At 52.7% G+C, this 23868-nt stretch carries 18 protein-coding genes; 10 read left to right on the forward strand and 8 right to left on the reverse strand.

What is annotated here, in order from left to right:
* The first annotated feature begins 59 nt into the window (after positions 1 to 59).
* The 5 genes from EKK48_08935 to EKK48_08955 all read left to right on the forward strand — a co-directional run bounded on the left by EKK48_08935 (position 60) and on the right by EKK48_08955 (position 4939).
* Complete coding sequence (locus tag EKK48_08935; protein RTL43405.1) at positions 60 to 692, forward strand: hypothetical protein; 633 nt, start codon at positions 60 to 62, stop codon at positions 690 to 692.
* Between the two features lie 126 nt (positions 693 to 818).
* Positions 819 to 1445, forward strand: coding sequence for a hypothetical protein (locus tag EKK48_08940; GenBank protein RTL43406.1), 627 nt, complete (start codon positions 819 to 821; stop codon positions 1443 to 1445).
* Positions 1446 to 1628: 183 nt separating this feature from the next.
* Positions 1629 to 1907, forward strand: a complete 279-nt coding sequence (locus EKK48_08945; GenBank protein ID RTL43407.1) for a TM2 domain-containing protein — start codon at positions 1629 to 1631, stop codon at positions 1905 to 1907.
* 197 nt (positions 1908 to 2104) lie between these two features.
* Entirely contained in the window at positions 2105 to 3670 is a 1566-nt protein-coding gene (locus tag EKK48_08950) for a DUF1800 domain-containing protein (GenBank protein ID RTL43408.1), read from the forward strand.
* Between the two features lie 12 nt (positions 3671 to 3682).
* Positions 3683 to 4939 (forward strand): DUF1501 domain-containing protein, encoded by a 1257-nt coding sequence (locus EKK48_08955; protein RTL43409.1) that lies wholly within the window; start codon positions 3683 to 3685, stop codon positions 4937 to 4939.
* A 248-nt stretch (positions 4940 to 5187) separates the two neighbouring features.
* Here the strand turns inward: EKK48_08955 and EKK48_08960 are convergent, their stop codons facing one another.
* The gene (locus EKK48_08960) at positions 5188 to 6261 is read right to left on the reverse strand and encodes a hypothetical protein (protein ID RTL43410.1); all 1074 of its coding nucleotides are present in this window, start codon (positions 6259 to 6261) and stop codon (positions 5188 to 5190) included.
* A gap of 575 nt (positions 6262 to 6836) precedes the next feature.
* On the opposite strand from EKK48_08960, the gene EKK48_08965 reads away from it, so the two are divergent.
* Positions 6837 to 11741 (forward strand): tetratricopeptide repeat protein, encoded by a 4905-nt coding sequence (locus EKK48_08965; protein RTL43411.1) that lies wholly within the window; start codon positions 6837 to 6839, stop codon positions 11739 to 11741.
* A 43-nt stretch (positions 11742 to 11784) separates the two neighbouring features.
* Here the strand turns inward: EKK48_08965 and EKK48_08970 are convergent, their stop codons facing one another.
* The 5 genes from EKK48_08970 to EKK48_08990 form a co-directional block, all read right to left on the reverse strand.
* A complete protein-coding gene (locus EKK48_08970) occupies positions 11785 to 12102 on the reverse strand; it encodes a hypothetical protein (protein ID RTL43412.1) in 318 nt (105 codons plus the stop codon).
* 1076 nt (positions 12103 to 13178) lie between these two features.
* Positions 13179 to 14444, reverse strand: coding sequence for an MCE family protein (locus EKK48_08975; GenBank protein RTL43413.1), 1266 nt, complete (start codon positions 14442 to 14444; stop codon positions 13179 to 13181).
* Positions 14441 to 15190, reverse strand: coding sequence for an ABC transporter permease (locus EKK48_08980; protein ID RTL43414.1), 750 nt, complete (start codon positions 15188 to 15190; stop codon positions 14441 to 14443). Before EKK48_08980 ends, EKK48_08975 begins: the two co-directional genes overlap by 4 nt.
* Positions 15191 to 15267: 77 nt before the next feature.
* Positions 15268 to 15768, reverse strand: coding sequence for a D-glycero-beta-D-manno-heptose 1-phosphate adenylyltransferase (gene rfaE2, locus EKK48_08985; protein ID RTL43415.1), 501 nt, complete (start codon positions 15766 to 15768; stop codon positions 15268 to 15270).
* 4 nt (positions 15769 to 15772) lie between these two features.
* Positions 15773 to 18070, reverse strand: coding sequence for a tetratricopeptide repeat protein (locus EKK48_08990; protein RTL43416.1), 2298 nt, complete (start codon positions 18068 to 18070; stop codon positions 15773 to 15775).
* Positions 18071 to 18345: 275 nt separating this feature from the next.
* On the opposite strand from EKK48_08990, the gene EKK48_08995 reads away from it, so the two are divergent.
* The 3 genes from EKK48_08995 (at position 18346) to EKK48_09005 (ending at position 20485) form a co-directional block, all read left to right on the forward strand.
* Positions 18346 to 18864, forward strand: coding sequence for a hypothetical protein (locus EKK48_08995; GenBank protein ID RTL43417.1), 519 nt, complete (start codon positions 18346 to 18348; stop codon positions 18862 to 18864).
* Positions 18861 to 19286 (forward strand): methylmalonyl-CoA epimerase, encoded by a 426-nt coding sequence (gene mce / locus EKK48_09000; protein ID RTL43418.1) that lies wholly within the window; start codon positions 18861 to 18863, stop codon positions 19284 to 19286. Before EKK48_08995 ends, mce begins: the two co-directional genes overlap by 4 nt.
* A gap of 140 nt (positions 19287 to 19426) precedes the next feature.
* Complete coding sequence (locus tag EKK48_09005) at positions 19427 to 20485, forward strand: class I fructose-bisphosphate aldolase (GenBank protein RTL43438.1); 1059 nt, start codon at positions 19427 to 19429, stop codon at positions 20483 to 20485.
* A 153-nt stretch (positions 20486 to 20638) separates the two neighbouring features.
* Here the strand turns inward: EKK48_09005 and EKK48_09010 are convergent, their stop codons facing one another.
* Positions 20639 to 21304, reverse strand: coding sequence for a hypothetical protein (locus EKK48_09010; GenBank protein RTL43419.1), 666 nt, complete (start codon positions 21302 to 21304; stop codon positions 20639 to 20641).
* Between the two features lie 263 nt (positions 21305 to 21567).
* Between EKK48_09010 and EKK48_09015 the strand changes: the two genes are divergently transcribed.
* The gene (locus EKK48_09015) at positions 21568 to 23211 is read left to right on the forward strand and encodes a tetratricopeptide repeat protein (protein RTL43420.1); all 1644 of its coding nucleotides are present in this window, start codon (positions 21568 to 21570) and stop codon (positions 23209 to 23211) included.
* Here EKK48_09015 and EKK48_09020 read toward each other — a convergent pair.
* On the reverse strand, positions 23186 to 23533 hold the full coding sequence (locus EKK48_09020) for a hypothetical protein (protein ID RTL43421.1): 348 nt from the start codon (positions 23531 to 23533) through the stop codon (positions 23186 to 23188). The two genes, EKK48_09015 and EKK48_09020, sit on opposite strands and share 26 nt — an antisense overlap.
* Positions 23534 to 23868: the final 335 nt, after the last annotated feature.

The following is a 23868-nucleotide window of genomic DNA, read 5'->3' on the forward strand; positions in this document are numbered from 1 at the left end:
CTCGGGTCTGAACGGTCCGAGACCTCTCCATGTTCATTTCCAAAGGAGAAACAAGAATCATGCAGATCAACAACAAGGTCATCGCCGGTGTCGCCGGTGGTGTCATCCTGCTGGCTCTGATCATCGGCATCTTCGGTGTCAAGGCACACGTCGGCAACGTCGCTCTGCTCAAGGAGAAGCAGATCGTCGAGCTGAACAACAACAACACCATCCAGCTCAACCAGTACGTCGCCTCCCTCAAGGAGCAGGTCGGCATCGCCAACGTCAAGTCGAACGCGCTCGACAAGGTGCTCAAGGACGCCCTCTCGGCGCGCTACAACCCGACCCAGATGGCCGACCCGAAGTCGAAGGGCTCGTTCTACTCGGCCATGCACGAGGCCTACCCGAACATCGACCTGTCGCTCTACGACAAGATCCTCACCTTCGTGCAGGGTCAGCGCCAGGACTACGCCCTGCTCCAGAAGCAGCTGCAGTCCATGCTGGCTGACTTCGACACCTGGCGCGGCAGCTTCCCCAACTCGATGTTCACGGGAAACCTGCCCGACCACTGGCTGGTCGCCACCGACGACAACGGCAACAAGCTGGAGGGCCAGAAGGCGCTCGACTACCTCGAGACCATCTCGCAACCCAACGGCTCCAACAACGGCGGCGGGCAGACCGGCGTCGACATCCCCGGACTGAACGGCAAGTAACCGTTCATCGCTTCTCTACCGGCACCGCAGGCGGTGCCTGAACGCAAGTTCGAAGGCGGAGGTGCAATCACGCACCTCCGCTCAGCCTGTGCTGACGACATTCAGTTAACCTAGGAGAAATTTCGTATGAAACTCGGAAAAATCATCGGCCTCGGTGCCGTCGCTCTCGTCCTCGCCGCCGGCGTCTGGGCGTTCCTCACCTACCAGGGTGTGATGAACGAAGGTCTGCGCCAGGAAAAGCAGATCGTCTCGCTCAACAACTCGAACACGATCGAGCTGAACCAGTACGTCGCCTCCCTCAAGGAGCAGGTCGGCATCGCCAACGTCAAGTCGGCCGCCCTCGACAAGGTGCTCAAGGACGCCCTCTCGGCGCGCTACAACCCGACCCAGATGGCCGACCCGAACGCCAAGGGCTCGTTCTACTCGGCCATGCACGAGGCCTACCCGAACATCGACCTGTCGCTCTACGACAAGATCCTCGACTTCGTCAAGGCGAAGCGTGAAGGCTATGCCGTGCTGCAGAAGCAGATGCAGAAGCTGCTCGAGGAGTTCGACGTGTGGCGCGGCAGCTTCCCCAACAGCATCTTCACGGGCAACCTGCCGGACCACTGGCTGAAGGTGCAGGACAACGACGGCAACATGCTCGAAGGGCAGAAGGCGCTCGACTACCTCAACACCATCTCGCAGCCGAACGGTTCGAACAACGGCGGCGGGCAGAACGCGGTGACGATTCCCGGCCTCGAAGGCAAGTAATCGGCGTCGCGTTGCTGACTGACTGGTAAGGAACTCATTGGTAGCCCGGCTTGAGCCGGGCTACCTCTCCTTACTTTTTTCAGCTTTAATAATAGACCGGTCGTATTCAATCGAAGAGAAGCCGCCGATTGTCTTGTCACATCCTCATGGGGGTACAATGTTCGTGTCTCTCCAGGGTGTTATATGGACGAACTTACTAACTTTGATTTCAACGATAAAAGAAAAGTCGCTTGCATAGCAGCCGTCTTCTTTGGCTTCGTCGGCGCACACAAGTTCGTTCTCGGTTATAAACGAGAAGGGGCGATTATGGCGCTTGTTAGCGTCGCAGCAATACTCTGCCAGTTACCCGCCATAGCGGCCCTGGTCGCTATCGTTGGTTTTGCAGAAGCATTTATCTACTTCGGACTGGACGAAAAGAAATTCAACGACATCTACGTTCGCGGGCAGCACCCCTGGTTCTGAGCGCTCCACCTCTAGAGTCAGACCCTGAGAATCATGTGACAGCGGGCCTGGCGGGCTCGACAGAGAGTGCGTAGACCTTGACCGGTCTGGGTTTTGCTGTCTCAAAAAAAAATTTCTCAAAAAAGCCGCAAAATTTTTGAACTTTTTCCAGACAACTTACGTAGGTAATTACATGACGCCTTTCGTGGAGACGCTCAATGAAACGTTTTAACTCCCTCATGGTAATTGCTACCACTCTGGCAACCAGCACAACGTCCGCCTACTCAACCTTAGCGCAACCGCCGTCTGACGACGACAAGGTGCTTCACGTTATCAACCGCCTTACTTTCGGTCCTGCACCGGGCGACTTGCAGCGCGTCAAGACTATGGGCATAAAAGCCTTCATCGATGAGCAACTCAATCCATCATCCATACCTGAATCACCGGCCGTGCAAGCTGTTGTTGCTAAATCAACCTCTACACAAGAGTCCATTACTGAACTGCTGAAACATGTAAGAGACCTTCAGCAACAAAAAAAGGAAAACAAGCAAGCCCAAAGTGAAGCCATTCAAGCTGCAAAAGGTCAGGGTGATGAGGCAGTAGATAAAGCAGCAGCACAAAAATCGATTAACATGCTCGGCAAATTCTTCAAAAACATGAACGATGAGTTCGTGACAAAACGGCTCACACGCGACGTGGAAAGCCCACGTCAGCTCGAACAGGTAATGACGGAATTCTGGTTCAACCACTTCAACGTCTGTATCACGAAGGGTCTCGACCATGTTCTGGTTGGTCCGTACGAAGACCAGGCCATACGCCCTTTTGCGTTGGGCAAATTCAGAGATTTGCTCAGTGCGACATGCCACCACCCGGCCATGCTCTTTTATCTGGATAACTGGCAAAATACAGCACCCCAGAGCCCCGGAGCGAGAGGCAAATTCACCGGGCTGAACGAGAATTATGCTCGCGAGTTGATGGAGCTGCACACACTTGGCGTGGATGGCGGATACACGCAGAAAGACGTCACCGAATTGGCGCGAGTTTTGACCGGCCTGGGCATGAAAAACATCGCCCAGCAAAGACAAAACGTAGAGCCGGTAGGACCTTACGGAGCATACTTCGCACCTAATCGACACGACTTCGGCGAAAAGATTGTCCTGGGAAAGAAAATCAGCGGCAAAGGTGAGCAAGAAATCGAAGACGTACTCGACATGCTGGCTACACACCCGTCAACCGCACACCACATCAGCTACCAGTTAGCGCAATATTTTGTAGCTGATGATCCACCGGCCACCCTGGTTAACAAAATGGCTGCAAAATTCTCGAGCACTGACGGCGATATCAAAGCAGTACTGCGAGAAATGTTCAACAGTAGCGAATTCTGGGATCCCAAATATCAAAACGCCAAGTACAAAACACCACTTCGCTATGCCGTCTCAATCGTACGCGCGACCGATGCACACCCGGCTAGATACGATGTGGTGGCGCAATTTATGCGCCTGCAAGGCGAGCCGCTTTATGGTTGTCTGACGCCGGACGGTTACAAGAACACCAAAGACGCATGGCTCAACCCTGACAGTTTTCTCAACCGACTCAACTTCGCAACCGCAGTGGCTTCCGGCAATGCACGAGGACTTGTAAATTCTCCGCCCGAGTACAGACAGCTGGGCGCCACCATCAGTGGTAGCAAATTTTCGCCAAAGACCGTTGCCGTTGTGGCCAAAGCACCAGAGCCGATGAAGTCGGCGATCGTGCTGGGCAGCCCTGAATTCATGCACTACTAGGAGTAAGCAACTATGAATCGCAGAGAATTTATCAAACTTGCTTCGTTGTCGTCACTGGCACTCTTCGCGCCAGGACTGGCAGGCTGGGCCTTCAGCAACGGCATGGATAAGGCAAACAAAAAACTGATTGTCATTCTGTTGCGCGGCGGAGTAGATGGGCTGAACATCGTCGCACCTTACGGAGATTCGCTCTACTACGGTATTCGTCCGCGCATCGCCGTAGCCAAACCGGGACAGGAAAATGGATTGATCGATCTGGATGGACACTTCGGTTTGCATCCAGCTCTCGCTCCGCTCATGCCCTACTGGCAGAACAAAACCCTGGCATTTGTGCATTCCAGCGGCTCTCCAAACCCATCCAGGTCGCACTTCGATGCCCAGGACAACATGGAAAGTGGTGCGCCAGGGGCCCGATCGGTGAGCACCGGTTGGCTCAACAGGCTCGTCAGCGAACTACCTGTCAAATCAGGTTCTTCGCTTCATGCCATAAGCATAGGACCGGTGCTGCCGCGCATCATGTCTGGACCAGCCTCAATCGCCACGATTTCAAAAACGGTTCAGGTAAATAAATCGCTTCTCGACAGACCGGTTGTGGCAAGCGTCTTTGAAGATTTGTACGGACAGCGCAACGATGATCTCGGCCGAGCGTTCAAAGAAGGTATGGCCGCGCATCAAGAAATCAACGAAAGCTTGAGCAAACCAGATGAGGACGCGATGATGGACCGCGAGCAAATGCTGGCCAATCGAGGCGCTCCACTACCCGGACAGAATAAAGCTTACGGCAAGCAACTGGCGCAACTATTTCGCAAATCACCATCGATTCAAGTTGCCTTTCTCGACTTCGGCGGATTCGACACACATGTCAACGAAGGCACCGGTAAAGGTCAACTGGCAAATCACCTGACACCGCTCGGTCAGGGCATCGCCGACCTGATTCAGGGACTCGGACCGATGTACAAAGACACGACTATTGTCGTCATGTCTGAATTTGGACGCACAGCAAAAGAAAATGGCAATTCGGGTACCGATCACGGACACGGCAACGTCATGTGGGTTTTCGGTGGCGAGGTTCCCGGGGGCAACGTCTATGCCAGATGGGCTGGTCTCAACACCGAAGCACTGCATGAGCAAAGAGATCTGCCAACCAGTACCGACTTCCGCTCTGTTCTTTCGTATCTCTTGAACAACCAAATTGGCGTGTCCAAAACAACACTGGCAAAGGTTTTTCCAGACTTCCAGGCAAACGGAAATCCCTTCGTTCAAGTCTGAGGACATTTCGGGACGTTGCTCAAGTGCGCGCCGCCGTGCGCAGGCTCGTTGCTCAGGCTCGTTGCTCGCCTCACCGGCTCGTCATTAGCGCCTTGTACGATACGAAATAGTATAACGGGAAGAAAAATATAGCAGCAGAAAAAATGACAAAAAAGACGGCCGCAGGAAGAAAGAGGAAACGCAGCCGGGTCTGGAGAAATCCAAAACCCGGCTGCGCACCTTCATTCAAAGCTCGCTATCTTCCCGAATTACCGGCCCAGCGTGGTCGGACGGGGGCAGGCGCCGCCGTTCATGCGCTCGAGCTGATAGACGCGATCCGGAACGGTCGGATGCGAGAGCATCAGCCACTTCCAGAAAGCCTGCAGCTTCTGCCAGAGCGTCACCGGCTTGGGATCGGCAGCAACGGCGTCGTAGAGCGGGTCGATCGTCATGATCGGCCGCAGCGCACGCAGCAGTTCCTTCTCCTGACCCTTCGGCCGGTTCTTCTCGACGTAGGCGACGAGCTTCTCCAGAGCCGTAGCCAGGGCACACGGGTTCTGCGTCATCCAGGCGCCGGTGGCATCAGCACCTGATTCACGGGAACGAACGACGAACATCTGGATCACCTTCGTCATCTGGCCGGTGAGCCAGAAGACAGCGTACATGATCAGGTTCATCAGGATGCCCGAGAGCGTGATGAAGAAGCCCTGCGGCTCACCCTTGGCACGCGGCTTGATGCCGAGCACCTTGCGGAACAGTCCGATCGAACCGAGCACAAGACGCAGCCCGGAATCGACGATGAGGAAGAAGAGCGACGACATCATGGCCAGCATCGAGTTGATGCCGACGTCGTAGTTGCGAACGTGCCCGAGTTCGTGAGCGAAAACCGCTTCGATCTCGTCATCGGTCAGACCGATGAGGAAAAGCCCCTTGGTTGCTGCCACCACGGCCTTGCTGTGGATCGGACCAGTAGCGAAGGCGTTGGGCAGAGGATTGTCCGAGATGTAGACGGGCGGCTCGTGCTTGAGGCCGCTCTTCAGCCAGGTGCGGTGAACGATGTCGATCAGCCGCTTGTGCTCGGGGTTGGCGGGGTCGGCAGGCACCGACTTGGTCATCATCAACGCCACCTTGGCGCTGAACCACCACATGACCGCAGGCAGGAAGATCCACAGCAGGCCGAAGCCCAGCTGAAGGTGATACGTGGAGCCGAAGAGCTTGAAAGCACCGAGGATGAGCGCGCCCATGCCAAGGTAACCAACGAGCGTCTTCAGCCAAGTTTCGATCAGACGCCGGCGAATGGCACCGGGCTTCTGATCATCGAGACTGAGAGGTGTGTGTCTCATAAGAGTTGCTCCTAGAGTGACTCAAATGCTTCGAGTCGAATTTTTGTATTTGCGGCAGAATCTGACCACGCCACCAAATGCAGTGCACAGCAACACCACGTCTCGCGGCACAAGCCTTGAAGGAGACGAAATCTGGTTTAATCGCTGAGCCGAAGGTGGAAGAGGTCTTTGATTCCGAAAGAAAAGTTTTTAAATAGCGAGCACTCAGAACCTAGTGCTCTTCAAGGGCTAAAGTCCATAAATAAATCTTGAAAAGATAAGTATCTTCCTGCCCTCGACTGGTTTTCGGAGCAGAAATAGCCGTTCTCAGCCGGAATCGAAAGACAGTGCCCTAAATCCGTACAAATTGACAAGCCTCGCTATCACTTGAGAACGGGATGCCAAGCAGCACTGCGGGCATGAAGTATTTAGCGCAGCTTACTTAGCAGCTGCCGATAATTTCCAGGGAAGAGGCTGAAACGAATATATGGCAACCAATTCCAGATTAGAAAGTTGTTGCGAAGACGTGGAAATGCCTCAGAATGGTAGTTGTTACTGGGTATAAGGCAATAAATTGATATCGTAGGGTAGAAGGTATGTCGGTGGACGACTCCGCGATATCGGGTCAGCAGGAACCAGTACCAGGAGCTGATTCCGGTATCAACAAGCATAAATTGCCAGATCAAAATGGCAATAATACTGCTGCGGGCGATTTGCAGGCGCCTATAGACCACCCCGAAACAGCCGCCCACAAGACCGAAACCGAAGCAGTAGTTCTCACCAGTCCTGCGCAACCAGGCGTAACAGACGCAGAATGGCACAATGCCAGCTTGCCGGTGCCAGCGCCGAAGTCTCAAGACGAATTGATGGAACACCTCAGCGAAGCTCTAGCCGATATGGCTTCAGATTTCACCGAACTGCCTGCCCTAGAAGTGCCAAAGGATCTGGTCATCAATCGACCGGGATCAGGGCAGAGCGCCCCAACAACAGCGCAGGCAGCTGCGCCATCGACACCACAGATAGAACCAAATCAGGTGCAGGCGAGTGACTCTGTTCGCCAAACTCAAACTCCCCCAGCCACATCGTCGCCAGGCAATTCTCCAGCACAGCCGGCTCTTCCCCCTCAGCCAGAGCATCGCGGACCTTCGCAGCAAATCAGATCTTCGCTACCGCCCGGTTCCCTCTCATCGCAATCAAACCCACAACTGACACTTCCTCAGTCAGCGGGACAAACAGCCCCAGCTGAACAAAATCGCCAGGACAGCTCGCCATCTCACTGGGGTCCCCCGCCTCAAGTGCAAGCTCAAGTGCAAAACAAGCCAACGTCCGTTCCACAATCTCGCCCTGAGACACCCGCTTCTTCCTCCGAGTCGACAATTGATACAGGAGACCATCCGACAGTCGATCAACAGCAATCTAGCGCACAACAATTTTTTGTGCTGGAAGGAGTGGCACCACCTGCGACACCAGAGCCACGACACGAGCGAAAGATCGAAACACCCGCTCAACAGCAAAGTGAGCAGAGCGAGCAAAGAGATGGGTTACAAATTCGTCGCCTGATTGCCACCCAACAGGGTATGGCTGCAGCACAGAGACCGGATCAACCAATTCAGCAGGACCAACCCGAGTCGCAGCAGAATCAAATCGATCAGCCGCAGCAGAATCAAGTCAATCCACCTCAGCAAATGCAAGCCAAACCGGTGGCACCATCTCGACCGTCGCCGAACGACCCGCCGAAGTCAGTAGGCACCACGTCGCAGAATGCAGTGCAATTGCCTCCAATGTTTGGAGGCAAGTCGAATGCGCCACAGAAAGACACCCAACCTGCAAGCGGTCAAGATCAACAGAGAGCGCATACCGACTTACACGCCCTCCCCAAACCACCAGGCAGCAAAACCGGCGAGCCCCGCCCGACAACCGGGCCGGTTCGTATTCCAGCTGAAAGTGAAGCGCCGAAAAACGGCATCGACCCAGACGGTCCAACCAGGCCTGTTCTGACAGGGCATAATTTCCAACCGCGCCAGGCAGATCCGCGCTCATCAATGTCTGCACTGAAAGCTATGCCCGCCCCTGTACCCTCGTCGCCAGCACCAGGTCAGCCCGTCTCACCACTAGGCGCTGCACTGGCGTCATCCCTGCCGGCCAGCCCTCCGACCGGACAACACATGGTACCGGCGGCATTGAGAGAGCCTCCCCACGCACAGGCGACTTCCGACCAGGTCAAGACAGAGACCGTCGCCGCTCCGCAGAGCACGAACGCTGAAAGACAGGACCAATCAAAGCAATCCGCTGCACCTCAGAACAGCTCACAATCGGCTCAACCCATGAACCCCCTCGGTCCAGCGGCATCGAGACCACTGCCAACATTAGACAACTCCGGCACTGTAAACCAGGGCGGACATCCTTCAAAACAGATTCCCGGTCAATTCCCCGCCTCGACCGGAAACCCTCTCGGTCCCTCCGGAGCGCCCTTCCCGAGCGTTGCATCCCCACCTGTAAGCGCTTCCGAAAATCCTCTAGGACCGGCGAGCGCACCATTTGCGGTGCCACCATCGGCGCAAATGCAGCCCGGATTGCCCGCACCCAATGTCGGAGCCAATCCCCTCGGCGCTCCACCAAAGCCACTGTCGGGCACACCTCAGCCCCCCAACGTGAACGCCTCTGCAGATGCAATTCAAGGACAGCAATCCAGTTCGAGAATTAAAATCATTGCACCAACTGACAGTGACGACGACCTCGACGCCTACGGAACCACGCACTATCAGTCGGCACCACAGGAAAACGTCACTGAACAACTTTATCAAAAGCCATCAGGCATTCAGGCGAATTTTTCTCCAATGCAAGAACTGGCTGGTACCAAGCCACCTGTTCAACCCAACCCTCCGCCTCCATCACTGCCTTCTGCCCACAAGTTCACAGACCTCGTACCAGGAGCACCCGGTCATCACGCACCAGGCTTGCCGAAACCTTCAGGCAAACCTGGATCCAACCAATCACAGTCGGGAACAACGTATCCGACAAGACCGCAAAGTCCGTCACCAGTCAGCGCTGCGCAAACGCCGATTCCCGATCAACGTGTAACTAAACCTCAGTCAGCTAATCCACAGCCTGACAAAGAGAGCACCCCACCAAACAGACCCCCGCAGTCTACCGGCGGCACGCCTGCGGGGGTCAATCCACAGCAACCAGGGTCGCCCCAACAGACTGAATCAGCCAATACATTCCAACCCCAATCAGCCAGCTCCTCCCACCCGACTCAGGACGGCAATAGCTCCGAACTGCCACCAGCGGCACCAGTAAATTCAAGCCCCGCGCAAGCACCAGCAGCGACACCACCAAATCCCCAACTTTTTCCAGTCAAACAGAAGAGTCGACCCGCATACAACGATCTCCGGGAAGAAACAGGAATGGTGCTGCCGCACTCAGCTCCTGAACCCGATCCAAACCAACGCCTGATGGAAGACTCGGGGAAAGCAGCAATCCCGGGCGTAACCCCGGCATCCAAGCCATTTGAGACGGCACAAGGACGCGAACGAAGAGAGGCTAAAGAGAGAGAGGCTGAAGCACGCAATCGCGTTCAACTACCGGCCACCAGAGAAGAACCAGAACAAGAAGCGGAACACGAAGAAGTCGCGGCACAAAAGAACAAGCAGCCGGATAGAACCCCACCCGTTCCTAAAGAGCCGCCCAAACCGAGACGACAACAAGATTCCGGACGATCAGAACGATTCGCCAATCTCCTTCATGACGCACCGAACAACCAGGCGAGCAGCCCAGCCGGCGGAAAGCGATTGAGAGCAAGCCAACGTGGCGGCGCCTTCTCAGACATAGCAGATCTGATCAAAAACCGCGGACGAGTGGCCATTCTTGCACTACTGGCGGTACCACTTGTGCTTTCCGTTTCGGCAGTGATTTTTATTACAGGCAAGTCGCTGATCAAAGTATCGATGAGTCCTTCGCAACGCGCCGGTGAAGAAGCTTTCAACGAAGGCAATTATGATCGCGCCGTCAACTACTTCAATGAAGCCATCAAAGCCGACGACAAAAGAGCAGACCTCTATCACGATCGAGCCAGAGCCAATCTGCATCTTCAGAAATATGCCGCAGCTGTAGCAGACTATACATCGGCTTTGAATCTAGACAAAAATTTCGCCAGCGCCCGGCTCGACCGCGCCGCTGCCTATTACTATCTAGGCGACTACTCAAAAGCCATAGCCGACTACGATGAACTGATCAAGGCAGATGCCAACAATGTAGACGCCTACTTCGGCCGCGGCCTGAGCTACTCGAAACTAAAAGACTACACACCGGCGCTTGCAGATCTGAACAAAGTCATTGAGCTCAACCCCCACCATACAGGCGCCTTCGAAGATATCGCCAACGCGTATCTGGCTCAAGGAAAACTCAGTGAAGCCATCGACGCCTACAGTCAATCCCTCAAAAACAATCCTCGCGACGCCAATGCCTTCTACATGCGGGCTAACAGCTATAAGCGACTGGGCAAAACGAATGAAGCGCTCAACGACTTTACGTCAGCCATCGGCATCGCCCCCGGACGTTACGAATTCTATAACGACCGCGGCTACGCCCTCTATGAAAGCGGCAAATACAAAGATGCAATCGCCGATCTGGCCCAAGCACTAAAACTGAATCCCACCTATGAAATCGCTAAGCACAACTTGCATGCCGCCTGCAGCAAGTTAATAGCCTCGATCGGCAACAGCGCAAAATCGCCAGAGCAACTAGGTGACCTGGCTTTTGCCTACTACCACGACGATAAATTTGGCGAAGCAATGGCAGCCGCCAATAAAGCACTACTTCTCAATGCTCAGTTTCGACCAGCTCTAAACATCAGAGCAGCAATCGAACTGAAAGACAGACGATTCGACTACGCCTTAACTGATGCCGACAATGCGCTAAAAGTGAAAACCGACGATAAAGACGCCATGTTGACGAGAGCCCGAGCCTACTTAAACCTCGGTCGTTATGACAAAGCTATCAAAGACTATGACAGCTGCGTCTCAGAAAACGACAACACGAGCCTCTTTGCATTGAGAGAAAGAGCACTGGCACACTTATTAGCCAACGAAGGTGCACTGGCCAGTAAGGACGCCCAACAATTTCTCGAATTGAACGGCTGGAACAACTCAATGTCAGGTCCAACCGTACTGCTGTGGTGGCTGGCGAAACGACAGCTGCAAGATTTAGACGGAGCGAACGCTGCTTTGAGTCAGGGCGAGACCCGCCTCAAGGCAACACAATGGCCTTACGGGGTCTTGAAATTCTTGAAACGCGAAATGACACTTACTGAACTGAACAATATGGCACGCAACGAGCGAGAACACACAGATGTTCGAACCTGGCTGGGATTCGACCACTTGCTGGGCGGACTGAGAGACGAAGCCCGCACAGATTTCGAATGGGTAAAGAAGAACGGCTTCAGAGGCAACGACGATTACTTGCTCGCAGTCGAGCAATTGAAGGACGAAGCGAGAAACTAACTAGCCCCGGCAGTCGAAACTGTCGACTACCCTTGCAGCAATGCTATTCTGCCGACTTTCCAGTATCGCCAGCAACAGCTTCTTGTTTGGGACGTCCGGCATGCCTGGCAAACTCAGCAGCTGATTTAGCTTTGCGCTCGCTGCGCTTCTGCTGGTCGTTAAATTTAGCAGAAACCAGAATACGCTCACCTTTCATGCAAATGAACTGAGCTTTGACTACCTCTCCGAGCCGACAAGTAACACTGGTTGGAAGAAAGCCGACCCGATCGTCACCAGATACAGTGACTGTGTAGCCGCCTGGCTCTTCTCCGTCAATAGTGCAACTCAAATACTCACCAGCTCGATAATCTTGATTAGCCATATGTCGCTCTTTTCCCTGTCGTTAAATACAACCTTGCGGTCCCCACATATATCCATTATGCCCCTCGGCTTGTCGATGAGAAACCAGAGATATGTTGATCTGCCAGGAACACCGATTACACCAAAGGTGCGTCCTCATAGCTTTACAGCAATCTCTTTACTGGCACCCGAATTAGGAGCTTTAATCAGCCAGACGACCAGAGAAACAAATGTTGCGAATGTAAAGCAACCAAATTCGGGAGCAAACTGACAAGCGGCATTTAATCGACAGTGACAGTGCTCTCGCTGCGACCCACCCTCTCCCTCCGGATGCATTCAATTTGCACCTCATAGAGGAAGCCGAGCAATTTATGAAAAGGGGCAAGAACTTGCGGACGTTTTTCAGACAGACTCTTTAAAAGACAAAAGAATCTTCGCACTTATATCGATCTTTATTGATGACCCACACCACTGCCGGTGCTATAGCGCTCACCGAGATCAGCACCTTCAGGCTCTTGAAGAATAAAGAGCGTAATAAAACCAAAAACGATTACTGCAAGCAACAAAACTATCATGACACCACCTACGATGACTACTACAAAACAATCGCATCTTAGCATCCTCATTTTTTCGGTCCAGTTAATCACTTCGAGACATTGCATTTTGTAATGCTAAACAAAACATTGACGTTAACAATTGCAGGCAAAAAAGATAGTCGTGTCAAAAATTCGCAAACACAAGCAGGTACAACGATACAGAACGCTCTCAACATCGCGCTTTTACAGCGGGATACAAAATTTAGGAAAAGAAGCTTTGCTCTGCTTTTGCAAGCATCTAACGAATCAAGCCCGACATTGAAACCCGATTAAACGAAACGGGGCCTACGTTTTAAGGGCGTCGCACATAGCGTTTGTTAAAGTCAGGATAAATACAAAAAATCACAGACTTTTATTTTTGCACCGCCCAAAGTGGTACGCACACCTTTCCGAATAGCAGGCCGCTCGCGCAAAGAGCCACAGAGAAGCACATTAGCGCCTTCAACAAAAAACTTTGCAAAAATGATTCACGTTTTCGTTTTTGTTTCTAATTGCTCAAAAATCAGTTCTGAATCGTACTTTTATCTGTCTCTGCTGTACTCTCAGGAATCGGCAGCGAAGGCTGATAAGCGTCACCAGAGACGTCTTTCGGAGGAGATTTTTTTCTCTTCGCCATCTGCGATTGGAATTTTTCAGCGTTCTTGACGGAGCCGGGTTGCCCGAAAATCAGATGCACGAGTGGATGCTTGCGAGCCAGAATGGCGTTTAATTGCAACGAAGCGAGGTCCAGATGCTTGATTGTGTCGCGTACATCACCGAGCGTGCCCTTCATATCAGTGCCGAAACCGGGCTTGCTCAACATACGGTCAGCCTTATCCATTGTCTCGTTAACGCTGCCGATAATGTGTTTGATATCGGTCCGAAGCGTTTCATCGCTGCTTATTTTCTGAACTGATTCCACCGCCTGTTGAATATGAATGGTCGATTGATTGAGACGACTCATCGCTTCCAGCAAATCGTCTCTGAGAGGCTTATTGGTAAGCGTCTCGTTCAGTTCATGCATCGTTTTATTGATACTCACAGCCGTTTCTTTGACACGCAGCGCCGTTTCTTTCAAGTCAGAGGAGAACCCCGGGTTATCAAGCAGCTTGTTCACCCGCCTGCTTGTCCCCTTCATTTCTGTGGCCAATTCGCCTATCTTATTTTCTACCTCGACAGCCCGACTGGCCGCCGGTGACAGCTTGTCAGTGAGGACTGTAACGGCGTCGGCTGCTCTGGCGAACTGCTCCATGTGTTGATTTACACGCTCATGCGCTTCTTTGAAGTCAAAGTCATCAAACTGCTTAGCGACCTTGCTAACCACAACCTCAACCCGCACCGGGTCATTACCTTCCACCACCGAATTCTCGTCAAGCGGCAGCAGTTTTTGATCTGGGGCTTCTTGCGGTAACGTTATCTCGACATACTTGGCACCAACCACGCCGTTAGAGAGGATATCGAAATTCGATCCGACGGGAATAACGGTCGCACCGGTGATCTTAATTTTCACCAGAACCTTGTCTTTTCCTTTCAGCTTCAAGCCTTCCACGTCACCAACTTTGACACCATTGACGTTGACTGCGGCATTGGAGATCAGTCCAGCCACGTTATGGAACGAAACCGAAAATCTTTGCGGGGGATGCAGTGGAGAATAGTTCTTCAGCCACATCCATCCGCCCAGCAACAAAAGTATTGCCACAAGCACGAATAGGCCGGCAAATCCATCGGCATTTGAACTGGCAGGTGTTTCGAATTCGCTGGCGCGCTCGTCGCTTATCTTTTGAGTCATGGCATGTACATCGCATAGGTGAACACAAGATTGAAGAACATGGCGGCGATAAACATTGCGGTGATAGCATTTGAGCAAACTTCAGCGCGTCCACCCCTTCCATATCTACCGAAAACACATCCGGCAAAAACACCGATAGTTGGATTGAGAACGATTAATTTGAAGAAATAACAGAACAGATCCTTGTCACGAATGGCAGGTTTAGCAGCCGAAAGATAGTCATGGATGGAGCTTACGCCGAGATAGGGAGCGAAAATCGCCGACGTCAGAAAACCTATCACCAAACCGTAGGCTCCAAGCGGTACAGCCATTGATAAGGCGGCCAGATACTTCGGGAGTGCGAACTCAGAGACAAAGTCACTCGAACTGCCCTTGAAATCGCGGGCCTCGCCGCACAACCTGGCAGCCACCCGTGCGCACCAGGATACACTGACAGTCAAAGGTCCAAGTTCACGCAGCAGACCAATAGAAATCACCATCCCAGCCATATCTTGAGCACTGAAATTCTTCAGCTCGATGATAGTTTGAATGGAAAGCGCAAGCGAAACAAACATCGCCGACAGTCCGACCAGGGGCAGAGACTTGATGCCCATCCAGCCCAGACTGGAGCGATACTGGCGAAATTGAATGGAAAGGAGATTGCCCGGATAGAGCATCTCCAGAGCCAGCTTCGCAGCCTGTCCAAGCGGTGCAAACCAGGCGAGAAGTAGGTCGTTCTTGCGATTGTGCGGCGCCAGACGCTGCATTTCCTTTCCCCAAAGTAGCGAGTCTGACGCGGCGAGCGGCAGAAAAGTGCCTAGATGGTATCAGGAAGTAATGGCACTCAGCAATTGACCGTGTCGTTGCTTTTCTCTTTACTCTTGTCGATTTTGGCAATCAGGCTTGTCGTGCTCTTACCGGGCACGAGATTGATAATCTTCACCTGTCCGCCAAATGACTCCACTACAGGGGTTTCCGCCAGCTTCTCAGGGTCGTAATCGCCGCCTTTCGCGTGAAAATTCGGCTTCACCTCAGTCAAAAGTTCGACCGGAGTATCTTCCGGAAACAGGGTTACGTAATCGACGCACTCCAGACTGGCGAGAACTTCAGCCCGGTCGTTTTCATTGTTCACAGGTCTGCTCGGTCCTTTCAAGCGTCTGACGGAATCATCCGTGTTCACTCCCACGATAAGAACATCGCCGAGCCGACGAGCTTCTGCCAGATACCGCACATGCCCGACATGGAGAATGTCAAAACAACCGTTGGTCGTGACGATTATCTTGTTCTGCTCCTTCTGAGCACGAACGACTTGCTTCAATTCTTCGCGTGTTACAACCAGTCCCATAAGGTTACTTCTTCTGCGCTTTTAGTTCGGCTAAACGCTGCTTCGCATCAGCACTGTACTCAGCCGTTGAAGAAATCTTCAAAGCCTGACTGTACTGAGCGGCCGCATCATCAAGTTGATGTTTTTGCTGGAGAATCAGTCCCATGCGATAGTACGCTTCACCTAAACGATAATCATTGGTGATCGCATCTTTGTAGGCTTCCAGAGCTCGATCATAGTCTTTCTGAATTTCGAAGGCGGTGCCGAGATTGTAATGCGCAGTCGCTAGCTTTGGATCGAGATCGACGGCGGTCTGCCAGTTTTTTATCGCCCCGGGAAGATCTTTCTCAGCTCTCAGCGCTGCCCCGATGCCATTGTATGTGATGGCATCTTTAGGATTGATCGCGAGAGCCTTATGGAACTCACCCAGAGCACCGGCATAATTATGCTGCTGATTGTAAATCAAACCCAGATTGCTGTGGGCTTCGGCCAGCGATGGATTGGCGGCCAAAGCGCCTTTATAATCGTTGATTGCCTCCATCAACTTTCCAGAAAGGTGATTTCGCACAGCCGAGTTATACAACTTCAGAGAAAGGGCCGGTCCAGATGCCTGCGGAGCAGCCTGTGCAGCGGCAGAAGCATCACCGTCGGCGCTTGTTGCAGAAGCAGGAGATTCATCGACAGCATCGGCGGGAACTGGTGCAGAGGCTCGTGGCGCAGCGGCTGGCGCTGGTTTAGCGGCAGGTTCAGGCAACGACAGAGGCTGGGTTTCAATCTGTTCGGTCCGCAACGGTTCAGAAACCTGGGCCACTTTCGTCACGGGCGGCGAAGCAGATACCACCGCATCTGGTGCGGTTGATTCCTGAGACGGCGCAGTCGCAGCAGACGGCACGTAAGCTGTCTCGGTCTCCACTTGTGGCGCCGCTGCGACGGGTACCGCCGCTATCGGCGCACTGGCTGCCGTTGGAGCAGTCACGGGTGCAGTCGCTACAGGTACAGCCTCAACATCGCGGAGCTGGGCCACAGGAGTGACGGTAGCCGTGTCCAACTCCCGCAATTGTGCGACCGGCGAAACTGCAGCAGCCGGAGATTCCTCTCGGCTGGCAGCCAGATTCGTTGTTGACGTCAATGGTGCCACATCTGTCAGGGTAGCTAGCGGAGTTGATGCGCCCATCTCCTTGGCTGCGATTTTCTTCACGAACGCTTCTTCCGGGTCATCGCCCGGCCGTGCTTGCGCCACTGCTGGACCGCTTGCAGCGGCGCCGTCCGACATCGACTTCGTAGCCGCCGCTTTAGAGACGAGTTCATTTTCGACCGGCGAATTCCAATCCCACCCTGACGCCGTGGCACTACTTTTGGTGGCACCAGCGGGCACGGAAAGCTCGTCAATCTTCTGCTCGCCCTTGAGTGCAACTGTCTCACCATCGGCATTCACAACTGGTTGCCCGGCAAAAACTGGAGGTGCAGCCTGATACTGCGTCGTTGTCACCGTGCGCAGCGGCGCCTGTTGTGCCACAGGCGCGGGTGCTTGAGGCTGGTAGGCGACCGGTACAGGCGCTTGAGCCTGTACCGCCACCGGTGCCGCGGTTGACGCCATAACCGGTGCAGCATCGTCTTCAAGAGGGATACGTGTGGATGCCAACTGAGTCATTGCAGCGGTGGTGGTAGTGGAACGAGGCACCGGCGCGCCGACAGCTCCGGAAGGTACCGGCGCACTGGCAGCATTCACGGCACTGACTACACTCTCGCCGCCTGGAGATGGCACAGTCGCCGGTCGGGCGCTTGATTCGTGCGTTGTTCTGCCGGTAGTCTTCTTGGGCACAACCAGATTTTTGACTTCATCGCCAAGATTGATGGTGACCGAGTTCTCCTCGACCTTCACCACACGCGGAGTCACTTTCAAATCTTCGGGCAGCTCAAGAACGACTCGGGCCGTTGGTTTAGCAGCATTGGGAAGAATCGAGTAACGAATACCGTTGATAACAGGCAGAACCTTTCCCATCGCCGTTGTCATTTCTTCGACTGTAGGTATCTTGGCACGATCTATAGTCGTATCGGCGAAATCTACTACTACTCGATGATTCGGTCCAGGTAAGTCGAGAACGTTAGGGATAGATGGAAAAGCTCCTGGCTCAGAAGCAAACTGCACAACCAACTGACGGGCATTGTCGAGACCGATTCTTTCGATCGGCAAAGGTTTAGTGCCGGCAGCGCCAGCAGTAAGAGGCGATATGGTGGTGGCTAAAGCGATACCAGATAAAACAAGAGAGAGAGAACCGATTCTCGTCGTACTTTTGCTTCCTGATTGTTTCGTATCAGTCATGTAGCTCACTCCGTTGATTAACTCACTCCGACACAGCCACAACCGAAAGCATTGCCTGTGCACGGCATTCCCTTGCGCATTTTACTAAAGTAAAGAGCGCTAAGACAGCCAATCGGATTCATCTGCATGACTTTAGCTACTAAACTAATTCACAGATTGACAGAAGATTTCGGCACTGCCAACGGCTGCACAGGCTATAATTGTGACGTTTTGAGAGTTCGAGTGCGAAAAAATTCTTGTTGCTGTCAGCGTTCATTTAGAGATACATTGTAAATATGAAACCTTTAAGATGCAAAGCGAAACAAGAACCATTCACACCCGGGCATGTCAAGAAGGGCGTCACAACCCAGCACATCGTTGCATTCCTGTTAGCCACCAGCTGCCTCGGTGCCTTTGCCGGCGGTGCCCAGGCGAGAAAAACCGATGAGATTCCGGACTACCTTTTCATCGGCAAAAAGGTACCTAACAAAATCCCAATGCCGTCTGCACCTCAGCCAGACCGCAACAAACTCGTGCCACCGCCGGGAGAGCAACAGTTCTTTCCGATTCGTGAAGACGGACAACCATTCGTACTCAACGTCGACAGAACCGTTAATCTCACTGATGCGCTCAATCGCGTCTATTACAACCCAAAATGGCGCGGCGAAGAATGGACACCGTTCGATCAAGTCGATACCATTGAACGCGCCTGCCGACTGATGGGCACCTGGCGTGAATATGACGAAGCCAACATCTATCGCGTCTTCACCCCGGTGAATAAATTTTTCGAAAAATACTCAGGATTTGGACCATGAGCGAAACACGACTTGACCATATTGCTGTAGCAGTGCGCAGCCTCGATGAAGCATTGAAGTTCTACAAAGACTCTTTCGGTCTTGAATGCATCGAGATCGAAGAAGTTCTCGAACAGGGAGTCAGGGTAGCGAAGCTAGATCTTGGCAACACCCATCTCGAACTGCTTGAACCGCTATCGGATGATTCACCTGTAGGCAAGTTTCTCGCCAGCCGTGGACCCGGTCTGCATCACATTTGCGTGGGCGTCGACAATATCATCACCAAACTGGATTGCTTGAAAAGCGCTGGCACCAGGCTCATTGACGAGCAGCCCAAGCTTGGTGCAAGCGGCGCCCGCATCGCCTTTGTGCACCCGAAAAGCACAGGCGGCGTGCTTCTGGAGCTTTCCCAGCCATTTGAAGTTGGGTCTGACAAGCACTGATAGCCAGCCGCTTCTCGCAACAAATTTCACCGACTCTTAACCGAAACATTGATATATGTGGGCGTTTTGGTTCATACTTTCCATTTCAGTGAGAAAGTATTCGCCTACACCTAGAAGGAGGCAGCGGCACTATGCCAGTCATGCAGGAACTATCAAAAATTGAAGAGGCACTGGGAAGCAAAGCTTCTTATTATTTGCAACACGAGTGCAAAACTGTCTCCAAAGATCTGTTGCACATTCCAGGACCGAACTTCGTAGACAATGTCTTTGTACAGAGCGACCGCAGCCCACGCGTCATGCGCGCTTTGCAAGATATTTTCAGCACAGGCAGACTGGCTAACACAGGCTATGTCTCCATTCTTCCAGTCGACCAGGGCATTGAGCACTCCGGCGGCGCTTCCTTTGCGAAGAATCCAATCTATTTCGATTCAGAAAATATCGTCAAACTGGCCATCGAAGGTGGTTGTAACGCTGTCGCCTCGACATTCGGCGTTCTGGGCTCCGTGGCAAGAAAATATGCGCACAAGATTCCATTCATCGTAAAACTCAATCACAACGAGTTCTTGAGCTACCCCAACCGCTACGATCAGATCATGTTCGGTGCTGTCGAGCAGGCATGGGAAATGGGTGCAACAGCAGTTGGCGCCACAATCTACTTTGGTTCGGAAGAATCTTCTCGCCAGATCCAGGAAGTTGCTCATGCCTTCCACGAAGCTCACCAGCTCGGCATGGCCACGATTCTCTGGTGCTACCTGAGAAACCCAGCCTTCAAGACCGCCGACACCGACTACCACGTCTCAGCCGACCTCACCGGTCAAGCCAACCACCTCGGCGTCACAATCGAAGCCGACATCATCAAACAGAAGCTGCCTGAAAACAACGGTGGCTACAACGCCATCAAGTTCGGCAAAACTGACCCGCTCGTTTATTCACAGCTGACTTCAGATCACCCGATCGATCTGACCCGCTACCAGGTAGTCAATTGCTACATGGGACGCCAGGGCTTGATCAACTCCGGTGGTGCTTCTGGTAAGCATGACTTCGAAGAAGCCGTCACTACAGCCGTTATCAACAAGCGCGCCGGTGGAATGGGCTTGATCTCAGGAAGAAAAGCTTTCCAGAGACCAATGAAAGAAGGCGTTCAGTTGCTGAATGCTATTCAAGACGTTTACCTCTGCAAAGACGTTACAGTCGCCTAGGCAAAGTTCCTCCCTCGAGGACTGACTCAGGAAACGGCATCCAAACAGTTCTTCGCGTTCCATCCACGGGTGGAACGCGAAGTCTCTTTTTGCTGAAAAAAAAGGAGCGCCGTCAAATTGACAGCGCTCCGATATCTTCCAAGCCGATTGAAATTAACCGCCGATTGTCTTCTTTGCGGCGTCGTGAACTTCGACCTTGGCTGTTTTAGTGGCCGTGACTTTGGAATTGTCGTAAGCGTCGACAGTAGCACTGTCGCTTGCAGTGACAACAGTGTTTCCGTAAGCCTTGACTACGCTGCTGTCCTTGGCGACAACTGTGACGTCACCCAGAGCCATAACAGAAGCATTACCGTAGCACTCGACTCTGCACTTGCCGGCGGCAAATACTGTGCAGTTGTCGTAGGCTTTGATAAGCGCGTTACCGGCGCCCGTGATGTTGCAGTTGCCATGTCCCATGATGGTTGATTGTCCGTCAGCTTGAACATAGGCGTTACCGGCTGCATCGATGTCTGATTTGTTGTGAGCAAAAATGCGGCTGTTGTCGAACGCTTTGGTCTTCACGTCGGCATTGGCATAGACAGTTGTGTGACCATAACCAATTACAGTGCAAGTATCGAAGGCATTTATGTAGGTTTGGTCGTAAGCTTCGACACTGGCACCACCGTAGGCATCTACGTGAGCAGTCTCGCGCACGATTGCGGTGCCGCCATGTACTTCATTTTGACCGTAGAAGAAAAGCGATGTCTTTTCGATGGCCAGAGCACCCAGTGCCGTCGACAAAGACAAAAGAGTTGGCAGTAACACATATTTCAGTTTCATCGCACTTTCCTTTCCGGACTCAGCCGGTCATCCAAACAATGGCGGTGCGCGTCAGCTTATCACATCTATATCCCTGCACTCATCTGCCGGGACTCTTAACGCAACATCGTTAAATCGCCAACTCGTTGTCATATTCAGGCAGGATGGCAAGCGGAGAGCAGAAAAGATAATTAAAAGAGGCACATTTCGACCCTTAACAGATCGCCGCGTTATAAGCTTAGCAACCGGTGACCCGCTGTTCCCGCGCCTCAGCTTCATTGCCCATGAATAAATATCTGACAGACATAAGGTTGGGAGACCTTCTGGCCAAAACAGGCATTGTTACAGCCAAGCAGGTTAATGATGCAGTCAGAACTGCCGGCAATAAGAATTTGCACTTCGGTCAAATACTCGTCCTCTCTGGTTATCTTAAATCGAGCGATCTCAAGGCGGGCATCGAGGCTCAATCAGCGATTCGCGACAGGTCCGTAGACAGAGAGGCAGCTGGCAAAGCGCTGGAAAAAGCCTGCAGTGAGGGCTTGACCTTCAATGAAGCCCTGAGCGCAGTCGGTGCTGCGCCTGAGAGCATACCGACAAATCGGCTCGGGGAGCTGATTGTGGACTCCGGTCTGCTAACTGCGGAACAGTGCAAGACGGCGATCGATAAGAGCCTCTCGACCGGGCTGCCGCTCGGGCGGATTTTAGTGACAAACAACCTGATCAGTGAAGACACGCTGGTCAACTTGCTTGAGATACAAATGCGCGTGCGAGATCAGATGCTCACACGAGAGCAAGCGCTGGCATTGATAGCGGCTGGACCAGACCAACTGAACGAGCAGGACATGCAAGCGCAGGGTCAGAAAACAGTTCGACTGGGTGAGTTATTGGTGAGGGCAAGGATTCTCAGCCGCACTGACGTAATTAACGTTCTTGAAGTGGGTCTCCATGCAAACGAAAAAATTGGTCAGCTCCTGGTTGGATTTGGCTTCATCAGCCCATTTCTGCTGGAGTGTGCTCTCAACCTGCAACAAATGGTGGAAAACAAATTCATTCGCACGGACGAAGCAGCAAAATGCCTGAAACACATAGAAGCACATAACACCTCGATTTCGGAGGCATTAGTGCAGCTCGGGGTGCTGCAGTTGCCCAAAATCACATCCCAGGGCACTGCCGATTCGACGCTGGCCGGCGGTAATCACAGCGCGGTCAACAAATTCTTCAGCGCAGTCGATGCGGGTTCATCCTCAACAAAGCTCGATTCAACATTCGGCGAGGCAGATCAAACAAGCTGGAACGCTCTCGATATGCGGACGCGGCGCCTGGTACGCTCTTTGCGTTCAACCGGAGAACCAAAACCGCCACAAGCGCTCTGCACCGTATATGGTGAGCTTGTGAAAGCATACAAGAACTTAGCGACCCGACACGTTGCAGCCACCAATTTATTGGAAGCAGAGTGGCTTTATGAGCGAGTCTTGTCCTTGAAAGAACGTACAGGTGGTCGCCTGCACCCGAGCCTGGCTGTAGATCTGAAGAATCTTGCCGAAGTACAAATCAGCCAGCGCAAATTCGACAATGCAGAAAGATCAGTGCAAAGGGCGATCGCTCTGCTCGAACAGAGTCGTCCGTATAACGGTGCTTTGCTGGCCAACTGCCTGAATATGCTCGCCATGATTTATTTCGACCAGGGCTTCCACAAAGATGCTGAGCCGCTTCTGACGCGGGCCTTGACCTTGAAAGAGCTACACTTCGGACACGATCACGTGGAATTGGCTGACACACTCAGAGATTACGCTCGACTGCTGGCCAAAACCGAACGCAACTTCGAAGCGGAAAAAGTTTACTTTCAAGCCCGTTCTATTCTCGCCCGGCAGCAACGATCTGAAGGTGCAAATGTTCCCCCGGCTATACGGGTGGGTCGTGCGCATTGAGCGTGAACCAGTAAATGTTCTCACCAATCTTCAGACAGTCCCCTTCCTCCAGAGGCATGTCTGATTTGAGCGGCTTTCCGTTTATGGTTGTCCAGACGGTAATAGGAAAAATGCCGATTTTAGACTTAGCCTTGAACGATCCCTGCTCGATCTTGGCCTGATACTTTCCGTCAGCCTCAGTAATCGAGACCTGAATGGGCTCAGGATAAGGATGCTCGAGAACGACGTCGCTTTTTCTGTCTGAACCAATTGTTGCTGGACACGTAATAGCGAACATCTCGTTTGTTTCGCTCAGAACGAGATAAACTTGCGAATTAGGCATGGGGCCGGGGCTTAGCGTCGATATCTGTTATTGCGCACTTCGATCGGCACAGGCGACATTTTGGCAGGGAACAGACGCTGCATGAGCAGGTTCAAGAAGTTTGCGATATGACTCATTGGATTACCTTACTAAATGCGTACACTCTATTTGTACCCCGAATCCCCCGACTTTCTGATATTAATTCTATTGGAAACCTCAAATTTTTAATCCAGCGCCGAAAAACTGGCAGATTGGGTAGAGCGATATCGCTTTACCACCGATTCATCTTTTTCCTAAAGCGATATCGTTTTGCCATGAATTCATCTTTTTCCTGAAGCGATATCGCTTTAGTCAAC

This window comes from Candidatus Melainabacteria bacterium, assembly GCA_003963305.1.
In the GTDB taxonomy this organism is placed as follows: domain Bacteria; phylum Cyanobacteriota; class Vampirovibrionia; order Obscuribacterales; family Obscuribacteraceae; genus PALSA-1081.